Genomic DNA, 15,707 nt, shown 5'->3' with positions numbered 1-15,707 from the left:
TCTTTCAGAGTCAAGCGTTTATTTTCGCTTTTCATCTGGCTGACGGGCCGGTTTGTAAGCCGTTGTGCCGTGTCAGTGGAGGCGCAGTATAGGGATTTTCTGGGAGCTGACAAGTGTTTATTGCAAAAAGATTACCAGACGCCTTTTTTTTCGCCAAAAGAACTACAAAAGCCAGCTAATACGGGATATTTGCTGTTTTAAACATCAGAAATGCAGACCAGATGGCATACTACTAATAGAAACAAAGCTAAAGGAATTGCATTTATGTCTCTCTCTGCACAACAACTCGCCGCTCAAAAGAACCTTTCCTATGTTCTTGCGGAAAAACTAGCACAACGCATTCTCCGGGGTGAGTACGAAGCCGGCAGCATCTTGCCCGGTGAAATCGAATTGGGTGAGCTATTCGGTGTTAGTCGCACAGCGGTACGAGAGGCAGTAAAGACATTAACAGCTAAAGGAATGGTTCTCCCCCGCCCTCGTATTGGCACTCGCGTTATGCCTCGCAGCCACTGGAACTTCCTTGATAAGGAACTGCTCACCTGGTGGATGACAGAAGAGAACTTTAATGATGTGGTGGAATACTTCCTTGTTATGCGTAATAGCCTGGAACCACAAGCTTGTGCCATGGCCGCCATTAATGGAACTGAAGAACAAAAAGCTTTTCTCAACGAAATGATGGCAGAGATGGTTAAATTGAAAGGCGCATTTGATCGTCAACGCTGGATAGAAGTTGATATGGCCTATCACGAGCAAATCTATGCAATGAGTGGTAACCCATTCCTCTGTTCATTCGCTAACTTATTCCGTTCTATTTATTACAATTACTTTACTGCTATAACCGATAAAGAAGTTATCAAGCTCGATTTGCACCAGGCAATCGTTGATGCCATTACCCGGGGTGATAGCCAGGCCGCATTAGTCGCTGGTCAGGATCTATTGAAAGAACCCTTCGAACACGGGTAAAGTCTCACGTTCTCCTGAGTGCCTTAAAACATCAGGACAAAAATGACCAAAACAGCTCGCAGTATGGCCGGGTTACCGTGGATTGCGGCGATGGCTTTCTTTATGCAGGCGCTGGATGCCACAATTCTGAATACCGCGTTACCCGCAATTGCCCATAGCCTTGGCCGTTCGCCGCTGGCAATGCAATCCGCGATAATCAGCTACACCCTTACCGTTGCGATGTTGATTCCCGTCAGCGGTTGGCTGGCCGACCGCTTCGGAACACGACGCGTGTTTATGGTCGCAGTTTCCCTCTTTACTCTAGGCTCGTTCGCCTGCGCGATGTCCAGTTCACTCGGTGAATTGGTTGTCTTCCGTGTAATACAAGGGATTGGTGGTGCGATGATGATGCCGGTTGCCCGTTTAGCATTATTACGCGCCTATCCGCGCAGCGAATTACTGCCCGTTTTAAACTTCGTCACCATGCCAGGGCTTGTTGGCCCAATCCTCGGCCCATTGCTCGGCGGCGTTTTGGTCACATGGGCAAGCTGGCACTGGATTTTCCTCATTAATATACCTATCGGAATTCTCGGGCTTATCTATGCCCGCAAGTACATGCCAAACTTTACGACTCCACGGCGTGGCTTTGATATGACCGGCTTTCTTTTGTTTGGCTTGAGTCTGGTGTGCATTTCTAGCGGGATGGAGTTATTCGGCGAACGCATTGTTGCCAGTTACATCGGTATTCTGACGATATTAAGTGGGCTTGCTCTGCTGGCAGCTTATATCTGGCACGCACGTCGTCACCCAACACCGCTTATCGCTCTGCCGATGTTTCGCACCAGAACTTTCTCTGTAGGGATCATCGGTAATCTCGCGTCACGTCTGGGAACCGGTTGTGTACCGTTCCTGATGCCTTTAATGCTACAGGTCGGTTTTGGCTATTCGGCGTTAATCGCCGGCTGCATGATGGCACCAACGGCAATGGGTTCGCTGCTGGCAAAATCAACCGTAACGCAAGTATTGCGTCGTCTGGGTTATCGGAAAACATTAGTGGGCATCACGCTGATCATTGGCTTACTGATTGGGCAATTCTCATTGCAGTCGCCGGGAATGGAAGTATGGCTGCTCATTTTGCCACTATTTATTCTGGGGATGGCGATGTCCACACAATTCACCGCGATGAATACCATTACGCTTGCCGACCTCACCGATGAAAACGCCAGTAGCGGTAATAGCGTTCTGGCCGTAACACAGCAGTTGGCAATTAGTCTTGGAGTCGCGGTGAGTGCCGCAGTGCTCAGGATCTATGAAGGTATCGACAGCATTAATACCGTCGAGCAGTTCCACTACACATTCCTGACGATGGGTGCTGTAACGTTAGTTTCTGCTCTGGTGTTCTTGCTGTTACGTCCGAAAGATGGGCGCAACATGATCAAACGTTAAACTGAACCGCGTTCCACCAGCTCTGGTGTCAGAAACAGACGTTGTTGTTCCAGGGCGGGTTGCGCCATGCGATGTATCAATACATCAACGGCCAACTCACCCAACTCATCTTTTGGTTGGTGGATAGTCGTGAGCGGTGGCGTCATATATCGGGCAAGTTCGATATCGTCATAACCGACTACCGCCATATCTTGTGGGACTTTAAGCCCTGCCTGATACAACGCGTGATAAGCCCCAACAGCCATTGCATCGTTGCCGGTAAAGACTGCATGCGGTGGCTCTTCCAGTGCAAGAAGTGAATTCATTGCCGTGAAGCCGCCCTGGAATTCAAAGTCGCCAATGATTTCGTAGCCTTCATGGACAGCAAGCCCTGCGCGATTCATAGCCTTTCTATAACCTTCAAGCCGCAACCGCGCTGGCGTTTTATCTTGTGGGCCTGTGATGCAAGCGATGCGGGTATAGCCATTATCGATAAGATGTTGAGTCGCCGTCTCACCGCCAAGCAGCGAGTTGTCCTGAATGACATCGCTTTCGCCTTCAAAAGGCGCCCAGTCCATCATCACAGTCGGAATAGAAGGGTAGCGACTCATAATTTCTGGTGAAGGAAGATGTGTTTCAGTGCACAACAGCAGCAAACCATCGACACGCTTTTGCAGCAGTGTTTCCAGGTTGCGGTTCATGCGCTGCTCATCGCCTTCGGTATTACACAACACCAGGCTGTATCCACGTTCAAAACAGCTCCGTTCAACCCCACGCACCAGCTCAGAATAAAACGGGTTACTACTGGCGGTGATTAACATCCCGATTGTGTGCGTTTGATTGAGCTTGAGGCTACGCGCCAGAGCGGAAGGTGCATAGTTGAGCGTTTTGATTGCAGCATCGACCTTTGCGCGAATGGCATCACTCACGAAACGGTCGTTATTAATGACGTGCGAAACGGTGGAAGTCGAAACCCCGGCCATTTTTGCGACGTCTTTCATGGTGGCCATGATTATCCTTGCTGCTGCAAAAAATCGTCTATTTCATTACGCCACGGCACAGAAGGCTGCGCACCTTTACGCGTCACGGCGATAGCGGCGGCGGCATGAGCAAAACGAATCGCATCAGCCATCGGTTTATCTTCCAGCAATGCGGTGACCAGCGCGCCGTTAAAGGTGTCGCCTGCGGCAATGGTATCCACCGCTTTGACCTTAAAGCCAGCAACGCGCTGCCCTTTACCGTTTTCACTCAGCCAAACACCACGGCTACCGAGCGTAATAATGACGGTTTCAATGCCTTTCGCATGCAGTGCCTGAGCAGCAACCGCAGCGTCGTCGTCATTTTCGACACGAATACCGGTGAGCTTTTCTGCCTCGGTTTCGTTCGGGGTGATCATATCCACCAGCCCGAGCAATTCATCAGATAGCTCACAGGCAGGCGCAGGATTAAGCACAACTTTGGTTTGATGTTGATGGGCAATTTTAGCCGCAGCCAGCACGCTTTGCAGCGGTGACTCAAGCTGCATTAAAAGCACGGAAGCCTCAGCGATTTTCTGATTCTGTTCCGCCACAAGCGCAGGCGTTAATGCCCCATTAGCCCCGGCATGAATGCCAATAACGTTTTCACCAGCGCTATTGACGAAAATTAGCGCAACACCGGTTGAAGCATCTTTAATAGTGCTGATCGGCGAGGTGTCGATGTTGTCACTTGCCAGTTGTTTGCAAACGCGACTGCCCGTGTCGTCGCTACCTACACAGGCAATAAAGGCAATGTCTGCGCCGCTGCGCCCGGCTGCAACAGCCTGGTTCGCACCCTTTCCACCGAACGCCACCTGATACTCTTGCCCGGTCACGGTTTCACCCGGCGTCGGAAAATGTTCGAGGTTAAGGATATGGTCAGCGTTAATGCTGCCCAGGACGACGAGCTTGCCTTTAGTTTTCATATTTATCAGTCCAGTTAAGTGCGCCACCCCAGATTAGTGAGTGGCGCGATGCCCTGCTTTTCTTATGTCGTCTTATTTAGTAACCAGCTTCAGTTCAACCGGGATTTTGGAGTCGACTTTTTCGCCTTTCAATACTTTGTCGGCAGTTTCTACCCCGATAACGCCAATCTGGTCAGCCATCTGTGCAACGGTCGCACCCAGTTTGCCGCTTTCTACTGCTTTCACACCGTCAGCGGTACCGTCGAAGCCCACCACCAGAACGTCGGATTTACCGGCAGTTTGCAGTGCGCGCAATGCGCCCAACGCCATTTCGTCATTCTGAGCAAATACTGCCTGCACGTCTGGATGCGCAGTCAGCAAGTTCTGCATCACGTTCAGGCCTTTAGTTCGGTCGAAGTCAGCAGGCTGGCTCGCCAGAACAGTGAATTTGTGGGCAGCTGTCGCTTGTTTGAAGCCTTCGCCACGTTCACGCGCAGCAGATGCACCCGCGATACCTTGCAGTTCGATAACTTTCGCACCTTCACCCAGTTTCTTAGCAATGAAGTCACCGGCCATTTTGCCACCAGCCACGTTATCAGAAGCAATGTGGCTGACCACGGTGCCCTGGTTTGCCATACGGTCGAGGGTAATCACAGGGATTTTAGCCTGGTTGGCCATTTTCACCGCGTTGCCTACCGCATCGGAATCGGTTGGGTTGATAAGCATCAGTTTGGTACCGCGAACCGTCAGATCCTGCACGTTTGCCAGCTCTTTCGCCGGGTTGTTTTGCGAATCCAGCACGATCAGGTTGTAGCCCAGTTTGTCGGCTTCTTTTTGTGCGCCGTCCTTCAGTGAAACGAAGAACGGGTTATTCAGCGTGGAGACCACCAGCGCGATGGTGTCTTTGGCCATTGCGTTGGCGCTAACGGTGGCACTCAGTGCAACAGCAGAAACCAGGGTAGCCAGCTTTTTCATATTCATATTCAGATGTCCTGTAGGGTTATGATTGTTACTGCTTTTTGTTGTCCACCAGCACCGCCAGTAAAATAACCACTGCTTTGACGATCATCTGGTAATAAGAAGAAACACCTAATAAATTCAGCCCGTTGTTCAGGAAGCCTAAGATCAGCGCACCAATCAGCGTCCCAACAATACGCCCTTTCCCGCCAGCAAGGCTTGTGCCGCCCAGAACCACCGCCGCGATAGCATCCAGCTCATAGCCGGTACCCGCCGTGGGTTGTGCGGAAGAAAGACGCGCCACTTCGATGATCCCGGCCAAAGACGCCAGCAGACCGCAAAGTGAGTAAACGATAATTTTGACTTTGTTAACGCTGATGCCGGACAAACGCGTCGCCGCTTCGTTGCCGCCCAGGGCATAGATATAACGGCCCAAACGCGTGTGGTGCAGCATGTACCACGCCGCGAGGAACACAACGCCCATAATCCACACCGGCGTAGGAATCCCCAGCGGACGGCCAATACCAAACCAGCCAAACACATCAGCGTTGTCAGAGAATCCGGTATTTACTGGGCTACCGTTGGTGTAAACCATGGTGACGCCGCGCAGTAAAAGCATCATCACCAGCGTGGCGATAAACGCCTGAACGCGCCCTTTGGCGACAATCACACCGGTTACTGCACCAATTGCGGCACCGAGTGCCAGCGCACCTGCAACCGCCACCAGTGCATTCACTTCTAAACCGACAATCGAGGCGGCGACCGCACCCGTCAGCGCCAGTAAGGAACCGACGGACAGGTCAATCCCGGAAGTCAGAATAACCAGCGTCATCCCCACCGCCATAATGGCGTTCACTGAGGTTTGTTGCAGGATATTGAACAGGTTATTAACCGTGAAAAAGTTCGGGCTCAGGCTCGAAACAATCGCAATCAGCACCAGCAGAGCGATAAGGGATTTTTGTTCTAACAGCCACGCTTTAGTGAACCAGCGACGGCCAGGAATAGCTTGGGTACTCATTTTACAGACTCCTGATTCACGCGATTTAGCTTGCCGACGGCTGCCGCCATTAAGATTTCCTGAGTCGCCTCTTCACGGGTAAATTCCCCGCCGAGATGCCCCTCGTGCATCACCATGATTCGGTCACTCATGCCGAGCACTTCCGGCATTTCGGACGAAACAAGAATGATGCTCAACCCATCGGCTTTGAACTGATTGATTAACTGATAAATTTCTTTTTTCGCCCCAACGTCTACGCCACGCGTCGGCTCATCAAGAATTAATACTTTCGGGCGTGTCATCAGGCCACGGGCTATGGCGACCTTTTGTTGGTTGCCGCCAGAAAGCAGGCCAATCGGCTGTTCCATTGATGGCGTTTTGACGTTGAACAAACGGATAAAGTCCTGCACCGCTTGCTGTTCATCTTTATGTTTCAGGCTGCCGCCGTTATGGCTGAAATAACGCAATGCGGTGAGTGACATGTTCTCTTTAACCGACATGCCGAGCACCAGCCCGTCACGCTTACGGTCTTCAGAGATATACACAATGCCATTTGCCAGCCCATCCTGCGGCGAACGCGTCACCACTTCGCGGCCTTCAAGTGCCACATAACCGCCAGTACGCGGCAATGCGCCATACAACACTTTCATGAGTTCGGTGCGACCCGCGCCCATCAAACCGGCCACACCGAGAATCTCACCTTTGCGCAAAGTAAAACTGACGTCATGTACGCCAGGTCCGGAAAGGTTATCGACCCGCAAAAGGATTTCGCCAGGTTGTTTATCCAGACGAGGATATTGCTCTTCCAGTTTGCGCCCGACCATCATTTCGATAAGCGAATCTTCAGTCAGCGTTGCCACTTCACGCTCGGCAATGAACTGTCCATCGCGGAAGACGGTCACGTCATCGCAAATCTCGAAGATCTCTTTCATGCGGTGGGAAATATAGACAATGCCGCGCCCCTGAGCTTTCAGCTCGCGGATCACGCGGAATAAAGAGTCAGTTTCGGTATCGGTTAGCGCATCGGTCGGTTCATCCATCACGATGACTTTTGACTCGAAGCTCAGCACCTTGGCGATTTCGACCATTTGCTGATCGCCAATCGACAAATCGCCCACCAGCTTCTGGCTGTTAAAGCGCAGGTTGAGCTTAGCGAGTAATTTATCGGCCTCGGCATACATCGTTTTCCAGTCGATTTTGCCGAAGCGGTTAACAAATTCGCGGCCCAGGAAGATGTTTTCCGCAATGCTGAGCTGCGGGATCAGGTTGAGTTCCTGGTGAATAATACCGATGCCAGCTTCCTGTGAGGATTTAGGGCCATTAAAAGTGGTTTCTTTGCCCAGCCATAACAGCGAACCCGCATCACGCTGATAGATGCCAGTCAGCACTTTCATCATGGTGGATTTGCCTGCGCCGTTTTCACCCACCAGCGCCATCACGCGCCCTGTGTACACATTCAGCGCTGCACCAGAAAGGGCTTTTACGCCAGGGAACGATTTATCGATACCTTTTAATTGCAGTAACGGTTCCATGCCGGCCTCAGAAAGTTACGCCAGCACAGAGAATGATATTCGCATACGGGGAACACTCCCCGCTGCGAATAACCGCATGACTATCAGCGGTGTGCTGCTTGAACTGCTCATGACTGATGTAACGAATAGAAATGGTGTTTCCCTGGTGTTGTTGCAGTTGCTCGATGTGCTTGAGCAACGTTTCATGGAGTTGGGGATTATGTTGTTTAATTTCCGAAGCTAAGATCGCAGCTTCAACCTGCATCTCTTGCGTTACGACTTCAACGACCTGCATAAAACCCGGTACGCCGTGAGTCAGTGCCAAATCAATACGCGGTGTATTGCGTGGAATGGGCAACCCGGCATCGGCAATCACCAGCGTGTCGGTGTGGCCAAGACGGGAAATAACGGACGAGATGTCAGCGTTGAGAACAGTACCTTTCTTCATTTTCTTACTCCACTAGCGAAACGTTTCGCTGAGATGAAGTGTAGGAAAAGGTGTGTGGATAAAACAACCATGAAGTTATGAAAATGTGATCGCTATCGAAACGTTTCGCTGACTTGTTTCACGACGAGGCAAATGAGAGCGCGCGCAATCAAACAGGTAAAAAAAACGCCCCTTCGATTGAAGAGGCGTTAGCTTTATATCTCGACCTGAGTACCCAATTCAATGACCCTGTTTGGCGGGATTTCGAATTGGTCCGGCGCACGCAAGGCGTTGCGTTGCAGCGCGAGGAACAGTTTGCCACGCAGGCGCAGATACCATGGACGTTTACCGATGATCAGTGACTCATGCGACATAAAGAACGATGTCTCCATCATTCGGCAACTTAGCCCTTCCAGGCCACAGCGGTGGAATACCTCTTCCACGTTTGGCGTTTCACGCCAGCCGTAGCTTGCCACCACTCGCCAGAAGGTTGGCGAAAGCTGTTCAATCGAAACACGCTTCACGTTATGAACGTATGGCGCATCTTCGGTTCGCAATGTCAGCAACACTACGCGCTCATGCAACACTTTGTTGTGCTTGAGGTTATGCAGCATCGCAAATGGAATCACGTTCAATGCACGGGACATATAAACCGCAGTCCCAGGCACACGTACCGGCGGTGATTTCTCCAGAGAAGCAATCATCGCTTCCAGTGAATTACCATGTTCATGCATGCGGCGTAGCAGGCGGAAACGCTCGCTTTTCCAGGTCGTCATAATGATAAACATCACCAACGCCAGGCAGAGTGGCAACCAACCACCAGAGAAAATCTTAACGGCATTGGCAGAGAACAGCGGAATGTCGATAAACAGGAACCCAGCGCCCATCAGCAATACCCCAATCTTATTCCAGTGCCAGTTTTTGCGTGCCACGGTACAAGAAAGGATTGAGGTCAACACCATGGTGCCGGTGACCGCAATACCATATGCCGCCGCCAGGTTGCTCGAATGCTCGAAGCTAACAATCACAATCACCACAGAGATATAGAGGAGCCAGTTAATCGCTGGCACATAAATCTGCCCGGATTCCATTTCCGAGGTGTGGATGATGCGCATTGGCGACAAGTAACCGAGACGCACAGCCTGGCGAGTCAACGAGAACACCCCCGAGATCACCGCCTGAGAGGCAATAACCGTCGCCAGTGTTGCCAGAATCATCAGCGGGATCAGCGCCCAGTCTGGTGCTAATAAGAAGAACGGGTTTTTTATCGCTTCAGGCGTTTTCAGCAGCAATGCACCCTGGCCGAAGTAGTTCAGAACCAGTGACGGCAGAACCACGGAGAACCACGCAATACGAATCGGGAACTTACCGAAGTGGCCCATATCCGCGTACAGCGCTTCAACGCCAGTAATAGAAAGAACCACTGCGCCAAGAGCAAAGAACGAAACGGTTTTGTATTCGAGGAAGAAATGCACCGCCCATGCCGGATTCAGTGCCTGAAGCACTTCCGGGTTAGCGATAATGCTGCGCGCACCTAATACCGCCAGCACCAGGAACCACAGCAACATCACGGGAGCAAACAATTTGCCCACCATGCCGGTACCGTGTTTCTGAATCATAAACAGCAGTGTCAGGACAATTATCGACAGCGGAACGATATAGGCGTCAAGCTGCGGCGCGGCTATCTCAAGCCCTTCAATGGCCGACATCACCGATATTGCCGGAGTGATAACCACCTCACCATAGAAGAAGCTGCCACCGATCAATCCCATGATCACCAGCACCGACGTCATTCTTGCCGATGTATTACGGCCAGCCAAAGACATTAGCGTCAAAATACCGCCTTCACCGGCGTTATCTGCACGCATCACAAAGGTCAGGTATTTAACCGAAACGACTAAAATCAGCAGCCAGAAAATCAGAGATAAAAAGCCAAATACGGCGTCACGTTCAACACCAAATCCAAATTGACCAGACAGACATTCTCGAAGGGTATAAAGCGGGCTAGTACCGATATCGCCGTACACTACCCCAATTGCAGCCAGCGTTATCGCAGGCAATGATTGTTTATTATCAGCGCTCATAGACTAATCTTTTGTTGGAATCCCGAAAGCGTGTGCTTAGTCCCTTGGCCCACAAAAAGGCGCACAGTATGCACGATAATCAAGTAAATCGTACCCCTAAATACAACTGGCTTAATTTATGTCAGGGAAAAAAGAGCCGATCATCAATCCATTAACGATAATATATACTCGCTTTCCCAATCAGTGGTCACCGCGTAAGGATGCAATGCTAATTATGGCTCAATCACATTTATTGGCTGAAAGAATTTCACGACTCAGCCAGGCTCTGGAAAAAGGATTGTTTGAACGCCAACACGCAGTGCGCCTTTGCTTACTGGCAGCACTTAGCGGTGAAAGCGTGTTCTTGCTTGGCCCTCCGGGGATTGCCAAAAGTTTAATTGCCCGCCGTTTGAAGTTTGCGTTTCAGCACGCGCGCGCCTTTGAATACCTGATGACTCGCTTTTCCACCCCTGAAGAAGTATTTGGGCCATTATCGATTCAGGCTTTAAAAGATGAAGGCCGCTATGAGCGTTTGACTGCCGGTTATCTGCCAGAAGCGGAAATCGTGTTTCTCGATGAAATCTGGAAAGCCGGCCCCGCCATTCTCAATACCCTGCTAACTGCCATAAACGAACGTCGTTTCCGCAATGGCGCGAGCGAAGACAAAATCCCCATGCGTTTGCTGGTAGCGGCATCCAATGAACTGCCCGAAGCAGACAGCAGCCTGGAAGCATTGTATGACCGTATGCTGATCCGTCTGTGGCTCGACAAAGTGCAGGACAAAGGCAATTTCCGTTCCATGCTCACCAGTCAGCATGATGAGAACCACAACCCGGTTCCGGAAAACCTGCAAATCACCGACGACGAGTATTTCCAGTGGCAGCAAGAAATTGGCACCGTGGCGTTGCCAGATAATGTATTTGAGCTGATATTCACCTTGCGCCAGCAACTCGAGAACGCTGCAGGCGCACCTTATGTTTCTGATCGACGCTGGAAAAAAGCCATTCGCCTGCTGCAAGCCAGCGCCTTCTTTAGTGGCCGCAATGCCGTCGCACCGATTGATTTGATCCTGCTTAAAGATTGCCTGTGGCATGACTCCGCTGCGATGAATTTGATGCAGCAACAGCTTGAAATATTGATGACCGGACACGCATGGCAGCAGAATTCAATGCTGGCTAAATTGGCAGCCATCGTACAGCGCCGCATTCAGTTGCAACAACAGCATAGCGACCGCGAAGCCATCACTGTGACCAAACAAGGTGGGATGTTCACTCGCCGCCCGCAGTACCAGCTACCAGAAAACCTTACCGGCGAAACGCTGACGTTGCTGCTTCAGCAACCGCTAAAACTGCACGACATCGAAGTTGTCCACGTGTCTATTTCCCGTGAAGCCTGTGCGCAATGGCTAATAAAAGGTGGAGAACTGCGTGGCAAACTCAATGGCATCGGTTTTGCCCAGGTACTGAATATGGAAGTCGACTCCAGCCAGCATCTGGTTCTGCGCGACATTAGCCTGCAAGGCACACGGCTGGTGATGCCGGGTAAACAGCAACAAGCGATGCCGGAGGAGATCAAACAACAATTCGAAGCCCTGGAAGCCACCCTCCACCAACAACATGAACGTTTTAACGATCAACAAAAATGCCTGTTTATCAATAATGAATGGCTAGGAAAAATAGAAGCCAGCCTGCAAGAAGTTGCAAAACAAATTAAGCAGGCGCGGCATTAATGCTCAGTGTTGAGACACTGGATCTCATCCTCGCGATTAGCGAGGGAGAATTAATAGAAGAGATCATTATCACGCTGCTGGCTGGACCGCAGTTAGCCATGTTCTTTGAGAAATTCCCACGCCTGAAAAACGCCGTAACCAAAGATATCCCACGCTGGCGCGAGTTATTAAAAGCGCGCTTGCAGGACACTTTAGTGCCCCAAGAACTGGCTCGCGAAGTCATCTGCTATCAGGAAAGCCAATTACTTTCTACCAGCCAGTTATCCGCAAAACTTCCCGAAATTTTACTTCTGCTGAAAAGTGTCGATTCACCATTTTACGGACAGGCACAAACGCTGGTGGAGGAAATGCCGCACCTGACAGCCGCGCAACATACGCTGTTTCTGCAACGCTGGCGCTTGAGTCTGGTGGTTCAGACCACATCGTTTAACCAACAGTTGCTGGAAGACGAGCGTGAACAACTGCTCGCGGAAGTGCAACAGCGCCTGGCACTCAGCGGTCAGCTTGAACCTGTTCTGGTCGACAGCGATAACGCTGCGGGCAGGCTTTGGGATATGAGTGCCGGTGCGCTGAAACGCGGGGATTATCAGCTCATCGTCCAGTACGGTGATTTTCTTGCCAGCCAGCCGGAATTACTGAAACTGGCTGAGCAACTTGGGCGATCTAAAGAAGCGAAAGCGGTGCCGAGAAAAGATGCGCCGACTGAGACCTGGCGCATGCTGGTGCGTGAGCCCGCCACCGTTCCTGAACAGGTTGATGGCCTACAGCGTAGCGATGACATTTTGCGTTTGCTGCCACCGGAGTTAGCCACGCTGGGCATCAGTGAACTGGAATTCGAGTTCTACCGTCGGCTGGTGGAAAAACAATTGCTGACTTACCGATTGCATGGCGACTCATGGCGCGAGAAAGTCGTTGAACGCCCTGTTGTTCACCAGAAATTTGATGAACAGCCGCGCGGACCGTTTATTGTTTGCGTTGATACGTCCGGTTCAATGGGTGGTTTTAACGAACAATGCGCCAAAGCTTTTTGCCTGGCACTGATGCGCGTGGCGCTGGCAGATAACCGCCGCTGTTTCATCATGCTGTTTTCCAGCGAAGTGGTGCGTTATGAAGTGTGTGGCGCAGATGGCATAGAACAGGCGATCCGTTTTCTGAGCCAGCGTTTCCGTGGCGGCACGGATCTCGCCAGCTGTTTCCGGGCGATCGCAGAAAAAATGCAGGGCAGTGAATGGCATGATGCCGATGCGGTGGTCATTTCTGACTTTATCGCGCAGCGCCTGCCTGACGAGGTGGTGGCGCAGGTAAAGGATCTCCAGCGTATTCATCAACATCGTTTCCATGCAGTGGCGATGTCGACACACGGCAAACCCGGCATCATGCGCATTTTCGATCATATCTGGCGCTTTGATACCGGGATGCGTAGCCGCCTGCTGCGTCGCTGGCGGCGTTAATCTTTACAGCAGTGACGCAACCTTCGCGTGGATTTCAGAAGGCCATACACCGCACTGAACCTGGCCGATGTGCGGCTGTTGCAGCATCAGCATGACTAAACGAGATTGACCAATACCACCGCCAATAGTTTGCGGCATTTCGCCTTTCAGCAGCGACTGATGCCACTCGAGTTGCAAACGATCGTCATCACCGGTGACTGCCAGCTGGCGTTTTAGCGTTTCAGCATCCACACGGATCCCCATAGAAGACAGCTCAAATGCGTCTTCCAGAAGCGGGTTCCACACCATAATGTCGCCGTTCAAGCCTTTGAAATCGCCCAGGCTTGCCGTTGACCAGTCATCATAATCTGGCGCACGAACATCATGACGTTTGCCATCCGCCAGCTTACCGCCAATACCAATCAGGAAAACTGCGCCCAGCTCTTTGGCAATCGCACGTTCGCGGCCTTTGGCATCAAGGCTCGGGAAACGCTGCTGTAATTCTTCGCTATGAACAAAATGGATTTGTTCAGGCAGGAAAGGGGTCAAACCGTACTGTTCGCTCACTGCGGCTTCCGTAGCTTTCATTGCCGCCCAGATGCTTTCTACAGTTTGCTTTAGTGTTCCGAGATGACGCTCTCCTTCGCCCATAACGCGCTCCCAATCCCACTGATCGACATACACAGAGTGGATCGGGGTCAAACGGTCTTCATCGGGACGAAGGGCTTTCATGTGCGTGTAAAGCCCTTCGCCCGCGCTGAAGTCATGCTGGCCGAGTGTTTTTCTTTTCCATTTAGCCAGCGAATGCACCACTTCAAACTGCGCTTCAGGCAAAGTTTTCACTTTGACCTGCACGGCTTTCTCGCAACCAGACAGATTGTCCTGAGTCCCGTCACCCACGCGGCTAAGAATCGGAGCCTGGACTTCCATAAGACCAAGCTTTTCTTCCAGTTGACGGGAGAAGTGGGACTTAACAAAACTAATCTGGCGTTGTTTAGCGATGTAGGCAGTTTTCATGGCTTTCTCTTTATTGTGTTGTTTTACTGACGATGATTAAGCAACAAACACGGCATAACATTCAATAATCAACAATAAAAAAGCCTTACTGGTTTTCAATCGACTAATTTAAGGCTATAAAATCTGAACTATCGTTACTAATCATAGGAAAAAGTGATGGATAATTATCAGATCGACAATCTCGATCGCGGCATTCTTGACGCATTAATGGCAAATGCCCGTACCGCGTATGCAGAACTGGCTAAGCAATTCGGCGTTAGCCCAGGCACAATCCATGTGCGTGTCGAGAAAATGAAACAAGCCGGGATTATTACTGGCGCACGCATTGATATCAGCCCAAAACAGCTGGGTTACGACGTTTGCTGCTTTATCGGCATCATTTTAAAGAGTGCAAAAGATTATCCTTCTGCGCTGGCAAAACTGGAAAGCCTGGAAGAAGTCACTGAGGCGTACTACACAACGGGGCACTACAGCATCTTTATTAAGGTGATGTGTCGATCTATAGATGCCCTTCAACAGGTACTTATCAACAAGATCCAAACAATTGATGAAATTCAGTCCACTGAAACGTTGATCTCCCTCCAGAACCCGATCATGCGTACCATCAAGCCCTAAGCGTTATTTTTAATACCCATATTATCCACAGGTAGATCGCAGGCGTTACACAGCGTACAATGCCCATCGTTTCGAAAAGGTGGACAGCAATGACAGAAGTTACTCTGATTAGCGGCAGTACCCTGGGCAGTGCCGAATATGTGGCTGAACATCTGGCTGAAAAGCTCGATGAAGCGGGTTTTAGTACTCAAACGCTGCATGGGCCATTGTTAGAAGATCTGCAAACCAGTGGAATTTGGCTGATTGTCTCTTCTACTCATGGAGCAGGAGATCTTCCTGATAATCTGCAACCTCTGTTTGACGCTATAAATGAAGAACGCCCGGATCTGAGTGCCCTTCATTATGGTGCAGTCGGGATTGGTAGTCGTGAATACGACACTTTTTGCGGCGCGATCGAGAAACTCGACACCCTTTTGACCGAGTGCGGAGCTAAAAGAATTGGCTCTTTACTGAAAGTGAACATCCTTGATCACGATATTCCTGAAGATCCAGCCGAGATTTGGGTCGGATCATGGAAGAATTTACTCCAGGATTTGTAAAGATCTCACTTTTATCTGTGTATAAGTATGCTTAAAACCTTGGGTTAAGCAGTAGTTATCCCAATAACAACTCCTGTTCACTTTTTGAGTTGTGCATAAGTACCCGTTTTGATCCCAGCTTATACTGCGTAGGA

General features: G+C 50.7%; 15 protein-coding genes. 7 read left to right on the top strand and 8 right to left on the bottom strand.

Features of this window, described 5'->3' with window-relative positions; genetic code table 11:
• The 3 genes from MES37_RS19775 to mdtD all read left to right on the top strand — a co-directional run.
• Nucleotides 1-201, top strand: a 201-nt coding sequence (locus MES37_RS19775; protein WP_237932466.1) for a hypothetical protein, incomplete at its 5' end; no start/stop codon positions are given.
• A gap of 63 nt (nucleotides 202-264) precedes the next feature.
• On the top strand, nucleotides 265-963 hold the full coding sequence (locus tag MES37_RS19770; RefSeq protein WP_064541926.1) for a FadR/GntR family transcriptional regulator: 699 nt from the start codon (nucleotides 265-267) through the stop codon (nucleotides 961-963).
• A gap of 42 nt (nucleotides 964-1,005) precedes the next feature.
• Entirely contained in the window at nucleotides 1,006-2,388 is a 1,383-nt protein-coding gene (mdtD, locus tag MES37_RS19765; RefSeq protein WP_064541929.1) for a multidrug transporter subunit MdtD, read from the top strand.
• Here mdtD and rbsR read toward each other — a convergent pair.
• The 7 genes from rbsR to kup all read right to left on the bottom strand — a co-directional run bounded on the left by rbsR (nucleotide 2,385) and on the right by kup (nucleotide 10,264).
• Nucleotides 2,385-3,377: a ribose operon transcriptional repressor RbsR gene (rbsR, locus tag MES37_RS19760; RefSeq protein ID WP_064541932.1), complete on the bottom strand. Its 993-nt coding sequence runs from the start codon at nucleotides 3,375-3,377 to the stop codon at nucleotides 2,385-2,387. The genes mdtD and rbsR overlap by 4 nt on opposite strands.
• 2 nt (nucleotides 3,378-3,379) lie before the next feature.
• The gene (rbsK, locus tag MES37_RS19755; protein ID WP_232887024.1) at nucleotides 3,380-4,309 is read right to left on the bottom strand and encodes a ribokinase; all 930 of its coding nucleotides are present in this window, start codon (nucleotides 4,307-4,309) and stop codon (nucleotides 3,380-3,382) included.
• A gap of 72 nt (nucleotides 4,310-4,381) precedes the next feature.
• Nucleotides 4,382-5,269 carry a ribose ABC transporter substrate-binding protein RbsB gene (rbsB, locus tag MES37_RS19750; RefSeq protein ID WP_064541938.1) on the bottom strand — a complete coding sequence of 296 codons (888 nt, stop codon included), beginning with the start codon at nucleotides 5,267-5,269 and terminating at the stop codon, nucleotides 4,382-4,384.
• A gap of 28 nt (nucleotides 5,270-5,297) precedes the next feature.
• On the bottom strand, nucleotides 5,298-6,263 hold the full coding sequence (rbsC, locus tag MES37_RS19745) for a ribose ABC transporter permease (protein WP_064541941.1): 966 nt from the start codon (nucleotides 6,261-6,263) through the stop codon (nucleotides 5,298-5,300).
• Nucleotides 6,260-7,774 carry a ribose ABC transporter ATP-binding protein RbsA gene (gene rbsA / locus MES37_RS19740; RefSeq protein ID WP_064541944.1) on the bottom strand — a complete coding sequence of 505 codons (1,515 nt, stop codon included), beginning with the start codon at nucleotides 7,772-7,774 and terminating at the stop codon, nucleotides 6,260-6,262. The genes rbsC and rbsA overlap by 4 nt, the downstream gene beginning before the upstream one ends.
• Nucleotides 7,775-7,781: 7 nt before the next feature.
• Nucleotides 7,782-8,201: a D-ribose pyranase gene (gene rbsD / locus MES37_RS19735; RefSeq protein WP_064541947.1), complete on the bottom strand. Its 420-nt coding sequence runs from the start codon at nucleotides 8,199-8,201 to the stop codon at nucleotides 7,782-7,784.
• A 194-nt stretch (nucleotides 8,202-8,395) separates the two neighbouring features.
• Nucleotides 8,396-10,264, bottom strand: coding sequence for a low affinity potassium transporter Kup (gene kup / locus MES37_RS19730; RefSeq protein WP_064541950.1), 1,869 nt, complete (start codon nucleotides 10,262-10,264; stop codon nucleotides 8,396-8,398).
• A gap of 214 nt (nucleotides 10,265-10,478) precedes the next feature.
• Here kup and ravA point away from each other — a divergent pair, with 214 nt between their 5' ends.
• Together ravA and viaA are read left to right on the top strand one after the other, a co-directional pair.
• Nucleotides 10,479-11,972: an ATPase RavA gene (ravA, locus tag MES37_RS19725; protein WP_064542196.1), complete on the top strand. Its 1,494-nt coding sequence runs from the start codon at nucleotides 10,479-10,481 to the stop codon at nucleotides 11,970-11,972.
• Nucleotides 11,972-13,423, top strand: a complete 1,452-nt coding sequence (gene viaA, locus MES37_RS19720; protein ID WP_064541955.1) for an ATPase RavA stimulator ViaA — start codon at nucleotides 11,972-11,974, stop codon at nucleotides 13,421-13,423. Before ravA ends, viaA begins: the two co-directional genes overlap by 1 nt.
• Nucleotides 13,424-13,426: 3 nt before the next feature.
• On the opposite strand, the gene asnA is transcribed toward viaA, so the two are convergent.
• Nucleotides 13,427-14,419, bottom strand: coding sequence for an aspartate--ammonia ligase (asnA, locus tag MES37_RS19715; RefSeq protein WP_232887021.1), 993 nt, complete (start codon nucleotides 14,417-14,419; stop codon nucleotides 13,427-13,429).
• 156 nt (nucleotides 14,420-14,575) lie between these two features.
• On the opposite strand from asnA, the gene asnC reads away from it, so the two are divergent.
• Together asnC and mioC are read left to right on the top strand one after the other, a co-directional pair.
• Nucleotides 14,576-15,034 carry a transcriptional regulator AsnC gene (gene asnC / locus MES37_RS19710; protein ID WP_034499887.1) on the top strand — a complete coding sequence of 153 codons (459 nt, stop codon included), beginning with the start codon at nucleotides 14,576-14,578 and terminating at the stop codon, nucleotides 15,032-15,034.
• Between the two features lie 89 nt (nucleotides 15,035-15,123).
• Entirely contained in the window at nucleotides 15,124-15,573 is a 450-nt protein-coding gene (gene mioC / locus MES37_RS19705) for an FMN-binding protein MioC (RefSeq protein WP_064541961.1), read from the top strand.
• Nucleotides 15,574-15,707 lie beyond the last annotated feature (134 nt).

Origin of the sequence: Buttiauxella sp. S19-1 (genome assembly GCF_022134725.1) — a bacterium.
Classification (GTDB): Bacteria; Pseudomonadota; Gammaproteobacteria; order Enterobacterales; family Enterobacteriaceae; genus Buttiauxella; species Buttiauxella ferragutiae.
The sequence above is the reverse complement of the archived record's forward strand: the minus strand, read 5'-3'. Positions and strand labels throughout refer to the sequence as shown.

Coding starts and splice junctions, on each gene's coding strand:
- MES37_RS19770 (WP_064541926.1), top strand. CDS start 265: ATGTCTCTCTCTGCACAACAACTCGCCGCTCAAAAGAACCTTTCCTAT.
- mdtD (WP_064541929.1), top strand. CDS start 1,006: ATGACCAAAACAGCTCGCAGTATGGCCGGGTTACCGTGGATTGCGGCG.
- rbsR (WP_064541932.1), bottom strand. CDS start 3,377: ATGGCCACCATGAAAGACGTCGCAAAAATGGCCGGGGTTTCGACTTCC.
- rbsK (WP_232887024.1), bottom strand. CDS start 4,309: ATGAAAACTAAAGGCAAGCTCGTCGTCCTGGGCAGCATTAACGCTGAC.
- rbsB (WP_064541938.1), bottom strand. CDS start 5,269: ATGAATATGAAAAAGCTGGCTACCCTGGTTTCTGCTGTTGCACTGAGT.
- rbsC (WP_064541941.1), bottom strand. CDS start 6,263: ATGAGTACCCAAGCTATTCCTGGCCGTCGCTGGTTCACTAAAGCGTGG.
- rbsA (WP_064541944.1), bottom strand. CDS start 7,774: ATGGAACCGTTACTGCAATTAAAAGGTATCGATAAATCGTTCCCTGGC.
- rbsD (WP_064541947.1), bottom strand. CDS start 8,201: ATGAAGAAAGGTACTGTTCTCAACGCTGACATCTCGTCCGTTATTTCC.
- kup (WP_064541950.1), bottom strand. CDS start 10,264: ATGAGCGCTGATAATAAACAATCATTGCCTGCGATAACGCTGGCTGCA.
- ravA (WP_064542196.1), top strand. CDS start 10,479: ATGGCTCAATCACATTTATTGGCTGAAAGAATTTCACGACTCAGCCAG.
- viaA (WP_064541955.1), top strand. CDS start 11,972: ATGCTCAGTGTTGAGACACTGGATCTCATCCTCGCGATTAGCGAGGGA.
- asnA (WP_232887021.1), bottom strand. CDS start 14,419: ATGAAAACTGCCTACATCGCTAAACAACGCCAGATTAGTTTTGTTAAG.
- asnC (WP_034499887.1), top strand. CDS start 14,576: ATGGATAATTATCAGATCGACAATCTCGATCGCGGCATTCTTGACGCA.
- mioC (WP_064541961.1), top strand. CDS start 15,124: ATGACAGAAGTTACTCTGATTAGCGGCAGTACCCTGGGCAGTGCCGAA.